Annotated in this window: 13 protein-coding genes and 2 pseudogenes; 9 read left to right on the plus strand and 6 right to left on the minus strand. The window is 61.0% G+C overall.

The features are described from left to right. Positions 1-155: 155 nt before the first annotated feature. Positions 156-870: pseudogene (locus E3W21_RS04775) on the minus strand (type I secretion C-terminal target domain-containing protein); the annotation flags it as partial. 115 nt (positions 871-985) lie between these two features. On the opposite strand from E3W21_RS04775, the pseudogene E3W21_RS04780 reads away from it, so the two are divergent. The 3 genes and pseudogenes from E3W21_RS04780 to E3W21_RS04790 all read left to right on the plus strand — a co-directional run. Continuing rightward, positions 986-1244, plus strand: a pseudogene (locus E3W21_RS04780) (glutathione S-transferase C-terminal domain-containing protein); the annotation flags it as partial. Between the two features lie 124 nt (positions 1245-1368). After that, positions 1369-2052 carry a response regulator transcription factor gene (locus E3W21_RS04785; protein WP_134418632.1) on the plus strand — a complete coding sequence of 228 codons (684 nt, stop codon included), beginning with the start codon at positions 1369-1371 and terminating at the stop codon, positions 2050-2052. Next, on the plus strand, positions 2030-3424 hold the full coding sequence (locus E3W21_RS04790; RefSeq protein WP_134418633.1) for a HAMP domain-containing sensor histidine kinase: 1395 nt from the start codon (positions 2030-2032) through the stop codon (positions 3422-3424). The genes E3W21_RS04785 and E3W21_RS04790 overlap by 23 nt, the downstream gene beginning before the upstream one ends. A gap of 148 nt (positions 3425-3572) precedes the next feature. On the opposite strand, the gene E3W21_RS04795 is transcribed toward E3W21_RS04790, so the two are convergent. The 3 genes from E3W21_RS04795 to E3W21_RS04805 all read right to left on the minus strand — a co-directional run bounded on the left by E3W21_RS04795 (position 3573) and on the right by E3W21_RS04805 (position 6636). After that, complete coding sequence (locus E3W21_RS04795) at positions 3573-4325, minus strand: DUF2063 domain-containing protein (protein WP_134418634.1); 753 nt, start codon at positions 4323-4325, stop codon at positions 3573-3575. After that, positions 4318-5157: a DUF692 domain-containing protein gene (locus E3W21_RS04800; protein WP_134418635.1), complete on the minus strand. Its 840-nt coding sequence runs from the start codon at positions 5155-5157 to the stop codon at positions 4318-4320. The genes E3W21_RS04795 and E3W21_RS04800 overlap by 8 nt, the downstream gene beginning before the upstream one ends. A 144-nt stretch (positions 5158-5301) precedes the next feature. After that, a complete protein-coding gene (locus E3W21_RS04805; RefSeq protein WP_134418636.1) occupies positions 5302-6636 on the minus strand; it encodes an acetamidase/formamidase family protein in 1335 nt (444 codons plus the stop codon). A 424-nt stretch (positions 6637-7060) separates the two neighbouring features. Here E3W21_RS04805 and E3W21_RS04815 point away from each other — a divergent pair, with 424 nt between their 5' ends. Then, positions 7061-8107 (plus strand): class I SAM-dependent methyltransferase, encoded by a 1047-nt coding sequence (locus E3W21_RS04815; protein ID WP_134418638.1) that lies wholly within the window; start codon positions 7061-7063, stop codon positions 8105-8107. A 141-nt stretch (positions 8108-8248) separates the two neighbouring features. Then, complete coding sequence (locus E3W21_RS04820) at positions 8249-9091, plus strand: NAD-dependent protein deacetylase (protein WP_134418639.1); 843 nt, start codon at positions 8249-8251, stop codon at positions 9089-9091. 123 nt (positions 9092-9214) lie between these two features. Here the strand turns inward: E3W21_RS04820 and E3W21_RS04830 are convergent, their stop codons facing one another. Further along, complete coding sequence (locus E3W21_RS04830; protein ID WP_129443357.1) at positions 9215-10117, minus strand: LysR family transcriptional regulator; 903 nt, start codon at positions 10115-10117, stop codon at positions 9215-9217. A gap of 223 nt (positions 10118-10340) precedes the next feature. Between E3W21_RS04830 and E3W21_RS04835 the strand changes: the two genes are divergently transcribed. The 3 genes from E3W21_RS04835 to E3W21_RS04845 are packed head-to-tail and all read left to right on the plus strand — an operon-like array spanning position 10341 to position 12934. Beyond that, positions 10341-11039: a CoA transferase subunit A gene (locus tag E3W21_RS04835; RefSeq protein WP_129443355.1), complete on the plus strand. Its 699-nt coding sequence runs from the start codon at positions 10341-10343 to the stop codon at positions 11037-11039. A gap of 36 nt (positions 11040-11075) precedes the next feature. After that, the gene (locus E3W21_RS04840; RefSeq protein ID WP_134418640.1) at positions 11076-11741 is read left to right on the plus strand and encodes a CoA transferase subunit B; all 666 of its coding nucleotides are present in this window, start codon (positions 11076-11078) and stop codon (positions 11739-11741) included. 11 nt (positions 11742-11752) lie between these two features. Next, positions 11753-12934, plus strand: a complete 1182-nt coding sequence (locus tag E3W21_RS04845) for an acetyl-CoA C-acetyltransferase (RefSeq protein WP_134418641.1) — start codon at positions 11753-11755, stop codon at positions 12932-12934. A gap of 100 nt (positions 12935-13034) precedes the next feature. Here E3W21_RS04845 and E3W21_RS04850 read toward each other — a convergent pair whose 3' ends face one another. Next, a complete protein-coding gene (locus E3W21_RS04850; RefSeq protein WP_134418642.1) occupies positions 13035-13637 on the minus strand; it encodes an NADPH-dependent F420 reductase in 603 nt (200 codons plus the stop codon). Positions 13638-13747: 110 nt separating this feature from the next. Between E3W21_RS04850 and E3W21_RS04855 the strand changes: the two genes are divergently transcribed. Further along, on the plus strand, positions 13748-14650 hold the full coding sequence (locus E3W21_RS04855; protein ID WP_134418643.1) for a LysR family transcriptional regulator: 903 nt from the start codon (positions 13748-13750) through the stop codon (positions 14648-14650). Positions 14651-14684: the final 34 nt, after the last annotated feature.

A 14684-nucleotide genomic window follows, 5' to 3' on the forward strand; every position in this document is an offset into this window, starting at 1 on the left:
GTGTTTCATAACTTGAGCCACGCCCGGTCAGTGCCCTCTCCCTCTGGGAGAGGGTTAGGGTGAGGGATGGATTCCGAACTGAACGACGAACCTACAAACACCAAAAAAAAACCGCCATCCCTTTCCACCGGGATGGCGGGTTTTGTCATTTCAGATCACACCGTATCAACCTTCAACGAATGATCATTCAACATCCCATTGATAATAGTCGCCGTATCGTGCCCCCCCGCAATCACCCCACCCGCCCCCGGCGTTACGCCGTAATGGCTGGCCAGGTTCACACCCGCCAGATCAATGGTCTGATTCGGCGCAGCACCGGCCATGGCGCTGACGTCGATGCTGGTGACCAGTGAATCGCCGCTGCCGGTGACTTTGAAGTGCAGGTAATCATCCAGAGACGCCGCGGTGCCGTTTTCCCCTTGCAGCAGTTGCGACAGGTCGAGTTTGTCGGTGCCTGGGGTGAAGTCGGTGACCACGTCGTGGCCGCTGTTGCCTTTGAGCCACTGGAAGGTGTCGGCACCGCTGCCGCCGGTGAGGGTGTTGTTGCTCAGACCGCCAATCAGGAAGTCGTCGCCGCCCCCGCCGTTGAGCATGTCGTTACCCAGACCGCCGTTGATGATGTTGCTGTGGTTGTCGCCGGTGAGNGGAGTCGTTGAAGTTGGAACCGGTGAGGTTTTCGATCGCGGTCAGAGTGTCGGTGCCGGCGCCCACGGTGTTCTGCGCACCGAGCACGCCCAGATTGACCGTGACGCCGGCGGTGGCGTGGGCATAGCTCGCGGTGTCGACGCCGGTGCCACCGTCGAGCAGGTCGTTGCCCGCTCCGCTGTACAGCAAGTCATTGCCGGCGCCGCCGTGCATTTCGTTGTTGCCGAGAAAACCTGGGACAGACCACGATAAACCAGCCCTTGAAAGTGACTATCAAAGCCTGGCGTATCGTTAATCCTGACGACATACGCAAGCAGCTACAGGGATGTGGAATATCGGGGAATATTCAATGGAACATTACCGCGCAGAGGGGGAAGTGTTTTTTGCGCACGCTGGATGAGTTGCTGCAACAGCGAACTTATCTGGTGGCCGATCATGTGAGCCTGGCGGATATCGCGCTGGCACCTTTCGTACGCCAGTTCGCGCATGTCGACCGCGAGTGGTTTGCGCAGACGCCTTATCGGCATCTGCAAGTGTGGCTTCAAGTGAATCTGGAATCCGCGTTGTTCAGCGCCGTCATGGCGAAAAAACCAACCTGATCCCCCCCGGAGCTGCCGAAGGCTGCGATCTTTTCGATGCACATGAAGTTTTATTTAGAAAGCCTGCCATCATTTCTTGGCAAAATGCCGCTCAACGTTGAGTACTCCTAATCAGGCCCGCCCTATGACCCGCATCTTGACCATCGAAGACGACGCCGTGACCGCCCGGGAAATCGTCGCCGAACTGAGCAGCCACGGCCTCGACGTGGATTGGGTCGACAACGGCCGCGAAGGTCTGGCGCGCGCGGTCAGCGGCAATTACGACTTGATCACCCTCGACCGCATGCTGCCCGAGCTTGATGGTCTGGCGATTGTCACCACGTTGCGGACCATGGGCGTGGCCACGCCGATTCTGATGATCAGCGCCCTCTCCGACGTCGATGAGCGTGTGCGCGGCTTGCGCGCGGGCGGTGACGATTACCTGACCAAACCGTTCGCCACCGATGAAATGGCCGCCCGGGTCGAGGTCCTGCTGCGCCGGCAGAACACCGTGACCGCCCAGGCCACCACGCTGCGGGTGGCGGATCTGGAGCTGAACCTGATCAGCCATGAAGCCAGCCGCGACAGTCAGCTGCTGACGCTGTTGCCCACCGAGTACAAGCTGCTGGAATTCCTGATGCGCAACACCGGGCAGATTCTGTCGCGGATGATGATTTTCGAAGAGGTCTGGGGTTACCACTTCGACCCCGGCACCAACCTGATCGACGTGCACATCGGCCGGCTGCGCAAGAAGATCGACCCGCCAGGCAATGTCCCACTGATACGGACCGTGCGAGGCTCGGGTTATGTCATTGCTGAACCCCTCTAACGGCTGGCGCTCATCCAGCAGCCGTTTGCTGGCGCTCTACAGTTCGCTGTTCGTGCTCTGGAGCGGGATTCTCATGGGGGTCATGTACTACGAGGTTTCCGCTTACCTGGACAACCTGGCCAAACATTCGCTGATGCAACGTCAGCATTTGTTTTCGCACTTTCAGGGCGAACAATTGGCGGACGCCCTCGCCGTCAGCATGACCTTCGACATTCGCGGCATCGACGCTTATGGCCTGTTCGATACTCAGTACCGCTACCTCAGCGGTGCGCTGCGCCACATGCCCGAAGGCCTGCCGCTGGATGGCAAAATCCACATGCTCGGCGACTGCGCCGAATCTGACGACCCAAGCCTGCCCGCCGACAGTTGCGACGCGGTAGCGACCCAGACGAAGGATGGTCGCTGGCTCGTGCTGGTGCGGGATAACGGTTCGTTGTTTGCCGTGACCCGGATCATTCTTCATGCATTGTTCTGGGGGGTGACGCTGACCATCTTGCCCGGTATCGCTGGTTGGCACCTGTTGCGGCGGCGTCCGTTGCGGCGGATTCGTGCGATCCAGGCCAGCGCCGAGGCCATCGTCGCCGGCGACCTGACCCGCCGTCTGCCATTGTCCAATCGCCGCGATGAGCTGGACATGCTCGCCGCCATCGTCAACGCCATGCTCGAACGTATCGAACGTTTGATGAACGAGGTCAAGGGCGTCTGCGACAACATCGCCCACGACCTGCGCACGCCGCTGACGCGCCTGCGGGCGCAGCTGTACCGGATTCAGCAACAGGCTGATGAGGGTTCGACGCTGGCGGTCCAACTGGACTCGGTGCTCGGTGAAGCGGACACCTTGATGGCGCGCTTTCGAGGGTTGCTGCGGATTTCCGAGCTGGAAGATCGTCAGCGCCGTTCGGGTTTTGTGCAGCTGGATCCGGTGCCGTTGTTGCAAGAGCTGCACGACTTTTATCTGCCGTTGGCGGAAGAAGGCGAACTGGTTTTCAAGCTGCAACTGCCAGAGTCGTTGCCTTCGCTGAACGGTGATCGAGCGTTGTTGTTTGAGGCGGTGGCGAATTTGCTGAGCAACTCGATCAAGTTCACGCCGCCGGGTGGCGAGGTGATTTTGCGGGGGGTCAATGAGGGTGGGCGTACGCGGATCGAAGTGCTCGATTCGGGGTCCGGGATTCCGGAGGCAGAGCGGGAGGCGGTGTTTCAGCGCTTTTATCGTGCCGATGGTGGTAATCAGAAAAGCGGGTTTGGGTTGGGGCTGTCGATCGTTGCGGCGATTGTGAGCCTGCATGGGTTTACGCTTGAGGTGGGCACCAGTGAACTTGGTGGTGCGCGGTTGGTGCTGGATTGCCAGCAAAGCTTGATTCCCCAGACCTGACGCTAACTCAAGAACAAAGTAAATCCTTGTGGGAGCGAGCTTGGTCCGGGCGGCGTTCCGACGAATGCTCGGTATCAGGCGACATCAATGTCGAATGTGCCGGCCTCTTCGCGAGCAAGCTCGCTCCCACAGGGGATTGGTGGTGTTTTCAGTAGCCCACCACCCCTTCTTCATGCATCTGCTGCAGTAATGCCAAGCCGCTCGCCATAAACTCCGGCGACCCAGCCATCCCCGCCTCCACCGCCAATCCTTCCAGCTGCTCACGCCCGCCCAGTTGAGGAAACTCCTCAATCCGCTGCAACAACCGCCAGGCCAACGGGCTCAGTGCAGAAAACTTCACACTCCAGTCCTCAGCCCGACGCACCAGCAACAATGTCGGCTGAGCCGGCGCTGTCTGCGGTTGATAATCCGGCCCTACCAACTGCACCGGCCAGGCATACGCCAACGGCCAGGCCAGCGGCGAAACCTGTAACGGTCGGTCCAGCAACAATCCGGCATCGCTCAGCGGCAACGGTTCGGCCTCGGACTGCTGCAATGCCATCTCGATCCATTCGTAATGCGCCAACTCCACCATAAACGGCGGCCACGACCCTTCGATTAACGCTTGCGGTTCCGAGGCCAGGAACTCGACAAACTCCTTGGCGATCTCGCCGAATTTCGGCGTGTGCGCGCGGTAGTCCCGCAGGAAAATCCGTACCAGTGAACGCCAGTGTTCATCACCGAGAATCTTGATCAGCACCGGAAAAGTCCCGCTGAGCAACGACGACAGGTTCGCGAAAATCAGGTCTCGGTAAACCTGCGCCCATGTCACGTCCATTTCAGCCGGTGGCGCGCAATGATCGGGATCGCGCAGGTAAAGGCCCAAGGTGTTTTGCTGCTGAAACAGGCTCGGCTTATCCACGGCTCACCCCCTCGGTTTGCAGACGGCGAATGGTCTGCAACTCGGCCACCAGTTCGGAAAATGCCGGAAAGTTGAAATCCCGTTCCAGCAGCGTCGGCTGCGCGCCGAATCGAGCGTAAGCCTCAGCCAGCAACGACAAGACCACCGGTTTGACCGAAGCGCCGTGGGTGTCGATTTTCAACGTGTCGGACTCATCGAAATGCCCGGCCACGTGCATGGCCACCACCCGGCCCGAATCGATGCCGGCCAGAAAGGTCTGCGGATCGAAACCGTGATTGATCGAGTTGACGTAGACGTTGTTGACGTCCAGCAGCAGGTCGCAATCGGCTTCGCGCAGCACCGCGTTGGTGAAGGTCACCTCGTCCATATCCTGTTGTGGCGCGGCGTAGTAGGAGACGTTTTCCACCGCCAGACGCCGACCAAGAATGTCCTGTGCCTGGCGAATTCGCGCGGCGACGTGATGCACCGCTTCTTCGGTAAAGGGCAGCGGCAGCAGGTCGTAAAGGTGACCGTCATCGCTGCAGTAGCTCAAGTGTTCGCTGTACAGCGGCACCTTGTATTGATCGAGGAAAACCCGGACCTCTTGCAGAAAGCCGACATCCAGCGGTGCCGGGCCGCCCAATGACAGGGACAAGCCATGACAGGACAACGGAAAACGCTCGGCCAAGGCACGCAGCGCATGACCATGAGCACCACCGATGCCGATCCAGTTTTCCGGCGCGACTTCCAGAAAATCGAAATCGCCCACACGGGCTGCCTGAAGGTCTTTCATTAAACCGCAACGCAAACCGAGCCCGACGGTCGCCTTCGCTGATGTGATGGGGGTCTGCATGATCTCGATCTCAATGATTGTCAGAACGGAATCACAGTTAACCGAAAGGGTGTATCGGGTCTGTGTTCCACTCCGGCAGAAAATCGCAGCGGTTGTATCGCCCGCGGGTCTGTACACACTGTGGTACAGACCCGCCATTGCGCGTTAAGCCAGGTCGTACTTCTCGCGTACCAGATGGCCTATGCCGATGCGATCCAGCACGGTCATCGGGCACAGGAATGTCACGCGCACGGTGCCCGGCAAGCGGCTGATGTCGATCGAGCCGGTGATGGTCGCGCGGTTGAGCACTTCGTCGTACGGCAGACCGGTGACCGAGGCGGCGCGTTTCAAGCCGTTCTCTACCGCGACGTTGAGGTTCTCGCCGCTGCCGATAAAGGTGATCGGCCCGCTCTGCTCGATATCGTGCTGACCCCAGCGCTCGCCCAGCTCGCGGACTTTCTGCCGCTGCTGGGCATTCATCGGGCGGGCCATGGGCGGCAAGTCGTCGAGGTTTTGCAGCAGGATCAGCCCTTCCAGCGTCAGGTTCTTCACCACTTCCACCACCACTTCGGTTTCCCCGGAGCAGTCGGTGGCATGCCCGGCGATCTCGCCGTTGCCCTGCTGGGCGTGCATGTCGCCCATGTACACGCCGGCGCCTGGCACCTTGACCGGGCAGATCAACACGCAGCCCTCGCGAATCGAGTTGGTGTCCATGTGGCCGTCAGTCTTGGCCGCGTGCAGTTCTTCGCGAGTCATGCCGAAACGGTGCGGCGCGCCGATCAGGTATTGGCCGAAGTCGGCGCAGTTGTGGGAGTCGGGCAAATCACGGGACGGCGTGGTGCCGATGTTGCCGAGGAACGGCCGCATGTGCGCCGCCACACCGGGGATGTCGGCGCGCGCCAGGGACAGGATCGAATGCTGCGCGGCGAACTCCGGCAGCGCCGACATCTCGGCTGCGTTACCGGCCAGTTGGTTGGCGACGTCCTGATTGACGGTCAGGCTGACCTGATTCTGCGCATCGAACACGATCAAGTAGCCGTGGCTGAAGCGAAACGCGCTGACTTCGGCGCCACAGGTGTTACAGCGAATCGAATCCTCACCGATGCCTTCGACATGGCTGGCCGGATGCTCGGTGCCGCACTTGGCGCAGAATTTGGAAACGAACGGATCGCCGTGGTAGCGACCTTCAACGAAGCTCATCACCCCGGACGAAGTGGCCAGCGAGGTGACGCGCATGCTTTTGATCTTGATCGCCACCGCGTCGCCGATTTCCGCACCGGCAATGGCCACCGGTTGCGTCACTTCGTGGCCACCCTCGAAGGCCGGCGTGATCATCGGCCCCCAACAACCCGGCGGTGTGCCGGTGATCAGGGTGCCGCCGTCGGCCAGTGGCCCGAGCATCGGCTGGTTTGGGCCGATGATGCCGCTGGTGTAGTGGTCGACGCGCAGGCGATTGACGGGTGTGGGTTTCATGTCGGTTTCAGGCAGGAGCGTGGTCATTGTTGTCCCCTTCACGGTGTATAGGGTGCCAAATGGCCTACGCAGTTCATCGCGGGTTTGTGTCTTGTCTGTGTTCGGCAGTGACCCTGAGTTAGCGGGCACTGTATCGAGACGGGGGTTGGATACAGTGAGATACACAACACAAATCCCTTGTGGGAGCGGGCTTGCTCGCGAAAGCGGTGTTTCGGTCGACAATGATGCTGCCTGGCCCACCGCTTTCGCGAGCAAGCCCGCTCCCACAGGGGTTTGAGTGTGAACCAGGAAAATGGGCTTTCGTCGCTCCAGGCAGCGGTGCACGGACCCCGGACTAAACTTAGTGCACGCAGGGCGTGCTTATCGTCCTGTTCATTCCCACGACCACCGCCCAGAGGTGATCGCCTCAACAAGGCCTCTGGACTGTGATCCTGCTGAAGGAGCACACGTAATGGACGAGGCCAGACTCAATGATTTCATGGGCAAACTGGTGAACGACATGGGCGGCGCGGCGATGCTCGCCAACGTCATCCTCGGCGAAGAGCTCGGACTGTACCGGGCCATGGCCGACAGTCAGCCAGTCACCCCTGAAGCCCTCGCTGACAAAACCGGCTGCAACCCCCGCCTGCTGCGCGAATGGCTCAGCGCCCATGCCGCCTCCGGTTACATGGAACACCGCGACGGCCAGTTCCGCCTGCCCGAAGAGCAGGCCCTGGCGTTGGCGATCGAAGACTCACCGGTCTATATCGCGGGTGGCGTCGGGGTGGTTGCATCGTTTTTCCATGACAAGGACAAACTGGTCAACGCCATGCGCGGCGACGGTGCCCTCGCCTGGGGCGATCACCATCCGTGCATGTTCAGCGGCACGGAGCGGTTCTTCCGGCCAGGTTATAAAGCGCACTTGGTCGCCGAATGGCTGCCTGCGCTCGAAGGCGTGGTGGCCAAACTGGAGGCTGGCGCCAAGGTGGCGGATATCGGCTGCGGCCACGGCGCATCTACCGTGGTCATGGCCCAGTCGTTTCCGGATTCGCGGTTCGTCGGTTTCGACTACCACGCGCCCTCCGTCACCGTCGCCACCCAGCGTGCTGAAGAAGGTGGCGTGGCCGGGCGGGCGCGGTTCTTCGAGGGCACGGCAAAAAACTTCCCCGGCGACGACTATGACCTGGTCTGCTACTTCGACTGCCTGCACGACATGGGCGATCCGGTGGGCGCGGCGCGGCACGCTTATGACGCGCTAAAACCGGACGGCACGGTGCTGCTGGTAGAACCGTTCGCCAACGACTCGCTCGACGACAACACCACTCCCGTTGGCCGCTTGTTCTACGCCGCCTCGACCTTCATCTGCACCCCGAACTCGCTGTCCCAGGAAGTCGGCCTCGGGCTCGGCGCCCAGGCTGGCGAGGCGCGGCTGCGCAAGGTGTTCACCGAGGCGGGGTTCAAGACATTCCGTCGGGCCACGGAAACACCGTTCAACCTGATTCTGGAGGCGCGTAAGTAAACACCGCTGACGGCTGACGGTCTACTGTAGGAGCTGCCGAAGGCTGCGATCTTTTGATCTAGATTTGGCGATGCTGAAATCGCTGAAGATCAAAAGATCGCAGCCTTCGGCAACTCCTACGGGCCCTCCGGAGTGTTGAACATGCTCGACAGCCTCATCCGCGAACAACTTCACCGCCTTCAGCAGTTAATGGCCGACCAGCCGTTTGTGGTCCTGACCGGCGCGGGCATCAGCACTCCGTCGGGCATTCCGGACTACCGCGACAACCAGGGCGTGCGGCGTGGCCGGCAACCGATGATGTATCAGGAGTTTCTCTCCGCCCCCGAATCCCGGCGTCGCTATTGGGCGCGGGCGATGCTCGGTTGGCCGCGGGTGCGCCAGGCCCAGCCGAACGTGGCCCACGAAGCCTTGGCCAGTTTGCAAAGTTCGCAGCAGATCAGCGGGCTGATCACTCAAAACGTCGACACCCTGCACGACCAGGCCGGCAGCCATGACGTCATCGAACTTCACGGCAGCCTGCACCGGGTGGTGTGCCTGGACTGCGGAAAACGCAGCGAACGGGATTCGATCCAGCAACTGATGGAAGCGCAGAATCCGTATCTGGCCGGCGTGGATGCGGTGCAAGCCCCGGACGGTGACACGCTGCTGGATGCGGCGTTTGAGGCGCGGTTTCAGGTGCCGCATTGCCCGCACTGCGCGGGTGAGCGGATGAAGCCGGACGTGGTGTTTTTTGGCGAGAACGTGGCGCAGGCGACGGCGGCCAAAGCGATGGCAGCAGTCGAAAAGGCTGCGGGGTTGCTGGTGGTCGGGTCTTCGTTGATGGCGTATTCGGCGTTTCGGTTATGCCGGGCGGTGGCGGATCAGGGGAAACCGTTGATTGCGATTAATCTGGGGAAGACTCGGGCGGATGACCTTCTTGATTTGAAAATAGAGGCCTCGTGTGAGCGGCTGCTTCCATTACTGGTTCAGCAACTGACCACTTAAAAACTGACGGAATTCAAACCCTGTGGGAGCGGGCTTGCTCGCGAAGAGGCCTGCACATTCAACATTAATGTTGACTGACAAACCGCTTTCGCGAGCAAGCCCGCTCCCACATTGGCCTGTGTTTCAGTGCGCAGATAAGCGCTGGCCGAGTTTTTCTTCTTTGAGTATGTCGAACAGCGCCTGAGCCGCCGCCGACAATTCAACTCCAGGCTTGGTCAACACCCCAATCGCCCGCTCCACCACCGGATCGCGCAAGGTGATGCACCGCGCCCCGAGTTCCAGCATCTGCCCGACACACAGCGCCGGTACTGCACTCACCCCCAACCCGCTCGCCACCATCCGCCCAACCGTCGCCAACTGATGGCTTTCAAACTCCACCGGCAATTTCATCCCACGCGCCTGCAAGTGTTCTTCCAGCATCACCCGAACCGTCGATGGACGTTGCAAGGTGATGAACGGTTCCTTGAGCAAGGTCTGCCAATCGATGTCTTCCCGTTCGGCAAAAGGAGAATCCTTCGGCACAACGGCCACAAACCGGTCCATGTACAACGGCGTGAATGCCAGCGATGAACTTTGAGTCGGCTCAAACGCCACCCCCAGCTCAACCTGCCGATCACGCACCATCTCCAGCACCTGCTCGTTGATCACGTCATTCACCGTGACATTGACCTTGGGATAGCGCGCGCGGAAGGTTTTCAGGATCGGCGGCAGCAGGTTGCCGGCAAACGACGGCATCGCCGCCAAGGTCACGCGACCGCGCTGGAGGGTAAAGCGTTGCCGCAGCTCATCCTCGGCATTGTCCCAGTCGGCAATCAGACGACGCGCCAGTGGCACCAGCGATTCACCTTCCGCGGTCAGCGCGACATTTCGCGTGTTGCGGGTGAACAGGCGCCCACCCAGCCCTTCTTCCAGTGCCTTGATGGTCAGGCTCAACGCCGATTGCGACAGGTGCAATCGCTCGCAGGCCACGGCGAAACTCAAACTTTGGGCCACGGCCAGGAATGCGCGGATCTGCTTGACTGTCATGTGCGAGTTGCTCCAGTAATCAGGAGCACGGCTTGCCCGCGATGGCTTCCTTGAAATCGCCATCGTCGGATCGCCGCCCGGAACAAGCTCGCTCCCACAGGGGTTATTGGTGAGTTTTATCTATCAATCAACCTTAAAAATCAACTTAACAAATGAATACTGCGGCGAGACACTTCATCCCATACGGCTAGCCAGCCGCCCACAAAGAATAAAAGAGGTGCATATGGCAGGTTTCGACAAGCGCGTGAGTTCCTACGAGGAAGCCCTTGCAGGTCTTGAAGACGGCATGACCGTGATCGCCGGCGGCTTCGGTCTGTGCGGGATCCCGGAAAACCTCATCGCCGAGATCAAGCGCAAAGGCACGCGTGACCTCACCGTGGTTTCCAACAACTGCGGCGTCGACGGTTTCGGCCTCGGCGTGCTGCTGACCGACCGCCAGATCAGCAAAGTCGTCGCCTCCTACGTCGGCGAAAACAAGCTGTTCGAAGAGCAACTGCTCAAAGGCGAAATCGAAGTGGTCCTGACCCCCCAAGGCACCCTCGCCGAAAAAATGCGCGCTGGCGGCGCTGGCATCCCGGCGTTCTTCACCGCCACCGGCGTCGGCACTCCCGTTGCCGACGGCAAGGAAGTGCGCGAATTCCACGGTCGCAAGTACCTGATGGAAGAATCCATCACCGGTGACTTCGCCATCGTCAAAGGCTGGAAAGCCGACCATTTCGGCAACGTCATCTATCGCCACACCGCCCAGAACTTCAACCCGCTGGCCGCCACTGCCGGCAAGATCACCGTGGTCGAAGTCGAAGAAATCGTCGAACCCGGCGAGCTGGACCCGGCGCAGATCCACACCCCTGGCATCTACGTCGACCGGGTTATTTGCGGCACGTTCGAGAAGCGCATCGAACAGCGCACCGTGCGTAAGTGATCCCCTGCCCCCGGACCGAATGAAGGAATAACAACAATGGCACTTTCCCGCGAACAAATGGCTCAACGCGTCGCCCGCGAAATGCAGGACGGCTTCTACGTGAACCTGGGCATCGGCATTCCGACCCTGGTCGCCAACTACATTCCTGAAGGCATGGAAGTCATGCTGCAGTCGGAAAACGGCCTGCTGGGCATGGGCCCCTTTCCTACTGAAGAAACCATCGATGCCGACATGATCAACGCCGGCAAACAAACGGTGACCGCGCGTATCGGCGCGTCGATCTTTTCCTCGGCCGAGTCCTTCGCGATGATCCGCGGTGGTCATGTCGACCTGACCGTACTCGGTGCGTTTGAAGTGGACGTGGAAGGCAATATCGCCTCCTGGATGATCCCCGGCAAGCTGGTCAAGGGCATGGGCGGCGCCATGGACCTGGTGGCCGGTGCAGACAACATCATCGTCATCATGACCCACGCGTCCAAGGACGGTGAGTCCAAGCTCCTGCCCAAATGCAGCCTGCCGCTGACCGGTGCCGGGTGCATCAAGCGCGTGCTGACCGACCTGGCTTACCTGGAAATCGAAAACGGCGCGTTCATTCTCAAGGAACGTGCACCGGGCGTCAGCGTCGAGGAGATTGTCGCCAAGACCGCCGGTAAACTGATCGTGCCGGATCACGTTCCGCAAATGCAGTTCGCTGCCCAGTGAGGAATCATTCCATGCAAGAAGTCGTCATTGTCGCCGCCACCCGCACCGCCATCGGCAGTTTCCAGGGAGCCCTGGCCAACGTGTCCGCGGTGGACCTCGGTGCTGCGGTAATCCGTCAACTGCTGGCGCAAACCGGCCTGGACGTAGCTGAAGTCGATGAAGTGATCATGGGCCAGGTGTTGACCGCCGGCGCCGGGCAAAACCCTGCGCGCCAGTCCGCGATCAAGGCCGGCCTGCCCTTCACCGTGCCTGCGATGACCCTGAACAAGGTTTGCGGCTCGGGCCTGAAAGCGCTGCACCTGGCCACTCAGGCGATTCGCTGCGGCGATGCCGACGTGATCATTGCCGGCGGCCAGGAAAACATGAGCCTGTCCAATTACGTCATGCCCGGCGCCCGCACCGGCCTGCGCATGGGTCACGCGCAAATCGTCGACACCATGATCAGCGACGGCCTGTGGGATGCGTTCAACGATTACCACATGGGCATTACCGCCGAGAACCTGGCCGAGAAGTACAGCCTGACTCGCGAGCAACAAGACGCCTTCGCCGCGGCCTCGCAGCAAAAAGCCACGGCCGCCATCGAAGCCGGGCGTTTTGCCGACGAGATCACGCCGATCCTGATTCCTCAGCGCAAGGGCGATCCGCTGTCCTTCGTCACCGATGAACAGCCGCGGGCCGGCACCACGGCTGAAGCACTGGGCAAACTGAAACCGGCCTTCAAAAAGGACGGTTCGGTGACCGCCGGCAACGCCTCGTCCCTGAACGACGGTGCCGCCGCCGTAATCCTGATGAGCGCGGAAAAGGCCAAGGCCCTCGGCCTGCCCGTGCTGGCGAAAATCGCCGCTTACGCCAACGCGGGCGTCGACCCGGCGATCATGGGCATCGGCCCGGTCAGCGCGACTCGTCGTTGCCTGGACAAGGCCGGCTGGTCCATCGACCAACTGGACCTGATCGAAGCCAACGAAGCCTTCGCTGCACAATCTCTGGCGGTGGCCAAGGACCTGGAATGGGACTTGAACAAGGTCAACGTCAACGGCGGCGCTATCGCCCTGGGCCATCCGATCGGTGCGTCGGGTTGCCGAGTACTGGTGACTCTGCTGCATGAAATGATCAAGCGTGACGCCAAGAAAGGCCTCGCCACCCTGTGCATCGGTGGTGGTCAGGGCGTGGCACTGGCGATCGAACGGGCGTAAAGCGTTCAACAGACGGCGCGGGGACCCACGAATATCCGTTCGCCGTCTGGCAAAACACCCGGTGCGACTCACGTCGCACCGGGTTCTTTTTGTCTGGCTGTCAGGCGAATTTCACCAGATTCAGCACCGGCAGCGGACCGCCTGGAAACTGCACCAGCCGCGCCCCGACGCTCAATTCCCCAAGATCAATCCCGAAGAAGCCCAGCTGTTCGATCAGCGCTGCCACTTGAGCTTTTGCATCGGCATCATCACCCGAAAGAAACAGCACCCGCCGCCCGCCCTCCGCTGCCGGATCGCTTTCCAGAAAACGCGCCTGAAGGTGATTGAACGCCTTCACCACCCGCGCACAGGGCACCCATTCGGCAAACACTTCGCTGGAGGTGCGGCCCTGCAAATCCACCGCCTTGAACGACGGTGCCTCAATTGAGTTGTTGGCGTCGATGACAATCCGTCCGCCAAAATCCGGCAGACCGGCGAGCGCGGTCGGCAACTTCGACCAGTTGACCGCGACCAGCACGATGGCTTGTGCGGCGGCCTCCTCGCGGGTCCCGGCACGCGCCGTTGGCCCGAGTTCTGCCACCAGCGAGGCCAGGCTTTGCGGCCCACGGCTGTTGGCGATAACTACTTCAATGCCTTGACGCGACAGTGCTCTGGCAAAGGCTGCGCCGAGTGCGCCGGCGCCGATGATTCCGATGGTGCTCATGGTTGTTCACTCCGTGGTTTGTCGATGGAGTGATACTGCGCTTGCCATTAGCGCTTGATTAGCGGGTAATGTTTTGAATGATTTTCAAGCATGACTAGCAGGTGCCTGCCATGGAAACCCTCGCCAACCTCGAATCTTTCGTCCGCAGTGCCGAAACCGGCAGTTTTTCCGCCGCCGCACGGGTGCTCGCGCTGACCCCTGCCGCTGTCAGCCGCAACGTGGCCATGCTTGAACGCAACATCGGCGTGCGGCTGTTCCAGCGCTCGACCCGCAAGCTGTCCCTGACCGAAGCCGGGGAACGCTTTCTGACGAGTATCGGTGTCAATCTGGAAGCGTTACAGACAGCGATCAGCGCGGTAAGCAGCGACCAAGGCGAGCCGGCGGGCGTGCTCAAAGTCAGCCTCGCGCCGACGTTTGGCATCGGTCATGTCTTGCCGCTGCTGCCGGCGTTCCTGGCGCGCTACCCGCTGATTCGCCCGGAATGGCACTTCGAAAACCGCCCTGTGGATTTGATTGCCGAAGGGTATGACGCGGCCATTGGCGGCGGCTTCAAGTTGACGCCCGGTGTGGTGTCGCGGACGTTGGCGGCGGCGCATGTGGTGGCGGTCGCCTCTCCCGCCTACCTCGCGGGACGCAGCCTGCCCGACAGTCCGGCGGACCTGTCCGGACACACCGGCATCGTGATGCGCGGCACCCGCACCGGGCGGATTCGCCAATGGCTGATGCACGATGGTGCGGGCAACGAAGCACCGGCCAATTTGAACGAACACATTGTGCTCAATGACCCGGCCGCCATGCGCGAAGCGGCGATACTCGGCCTGGGCGTGACACTGCTGGTATTGCCAGATGTGCTGGCGCATATCCAGCGTGGCGAACTGGTGCGCCTGCTGCCCGACTGGCACGCCGACGCGGGGCCGATTTCGCTGTATTACCCGAGTCGGACGTTGATGCCGGCCAAGACTCGGGTGTTCATCGATTTTGTGGTCGAGGCGTTTAAGAGGGAGACTGCGTAATCGTTCTTCGCGAGCAAGCCCGCTCCCACATTGG

The organism is Pseudomonas sp. F01002 (genome assembly GCF_004402115.1).
GTDB classification, from domain to species: domain Bacteria; phylum Pseudomonadota; class Gammaproteobacteria; order Pseudomonadales; family Pseudomonadaceae; genus Aquipseudomonas; species Aquipseudomonas frigoris.

Excerpts from the sequence above, each read along its gene's own strand:
- E3W21_RS04785 (WP_134418632.1), top strand. The coding sequence starts at position 1,369 with ATGACCCGCATCTTGACCATCGAAGACGACGCCGTGACCGCCCGGGAA.
- E3W21_RS04790 (WP_134418633.1), top strand. The coding sequence starts at position 2,030 with ATGTCATTGCTGAACCCCTCTAACGGCTGGCGCTCATCCAGCAGCCGT.
- E3W21_RS04800 (WP_134418635.1), bottom strand. The coding sequence starts at position 5,157 with ATGCAGACCCCCATCACATCAGCGAAGGCGACCGTCGGGCTCGGTTTG.
- E3W21_RS04805 (WP_134418636.1), bottom strand. The coding sequence starts at position 6,636 with ATGACCACGCTCCTGCCTGAAACCGACATGAAACCCACACCCGTCAAT.
- E3W21_RS04815 (WP_134418638.1), top strand. The coding sequence starts at position 7,061 with ATGGACGAGGCCAGACTCAATGATTTCATGGGCAAACTGGTGAACGAC.
- E3W21_RS04820 (WP_134418639.1), top strand. The coding sequence starts at position 8,249 with ATGCTCGACAGCCTCATCCGCGAACAACTTCACCGCCTTCAGCAGTTA.
- E3W21_RS04830 (WP_129443357.1), bottom strand. The coding sequence starts at position 10,117 with ATGACAGTCAAGCAGATCCGCGCATTCCTGGCCGTGGCCCAAAGTTTG.
- E3W21_RS04835 (WP_129443355.1), top strand. The coding sequence starts at position 10,341 with ATGGCAGGTTTCGACAAGCGCGTGAGTTCCTACGAGGAAGCCCTTGCA.
- E3W21_RS04840 (WP_134418640.1), top strand. The coding sequence starts at position 11,076 with ATGGCACTTTCCCGCGAACAAATGGCTCAACGCGTCGCCCGCGAAATG.
- E3W21_RS04845 (WP_134418641.1), top strand. The coding sequence starts at position 11,753 with ATGCAAGAAGTCGTCATTGTCGCCGCCACCCGCACCGCCATCGGCAGT.
- E3W21_RS04850 (WP_134418642.1), bottom strand. The coding sequence starts at position 13,637 with ATGAGCACCATCGGAATCATCGGCGCCGGCGCACTCGGCGCAGCCTTT.
- E3W21_RS04855 (WP_134418643.1), top strand. The coding sequence starts at position 13,748 with ATGGAAACCCTCGCCAACCTCGAATCTTTCGTCCGCAGTGCCGAAACC.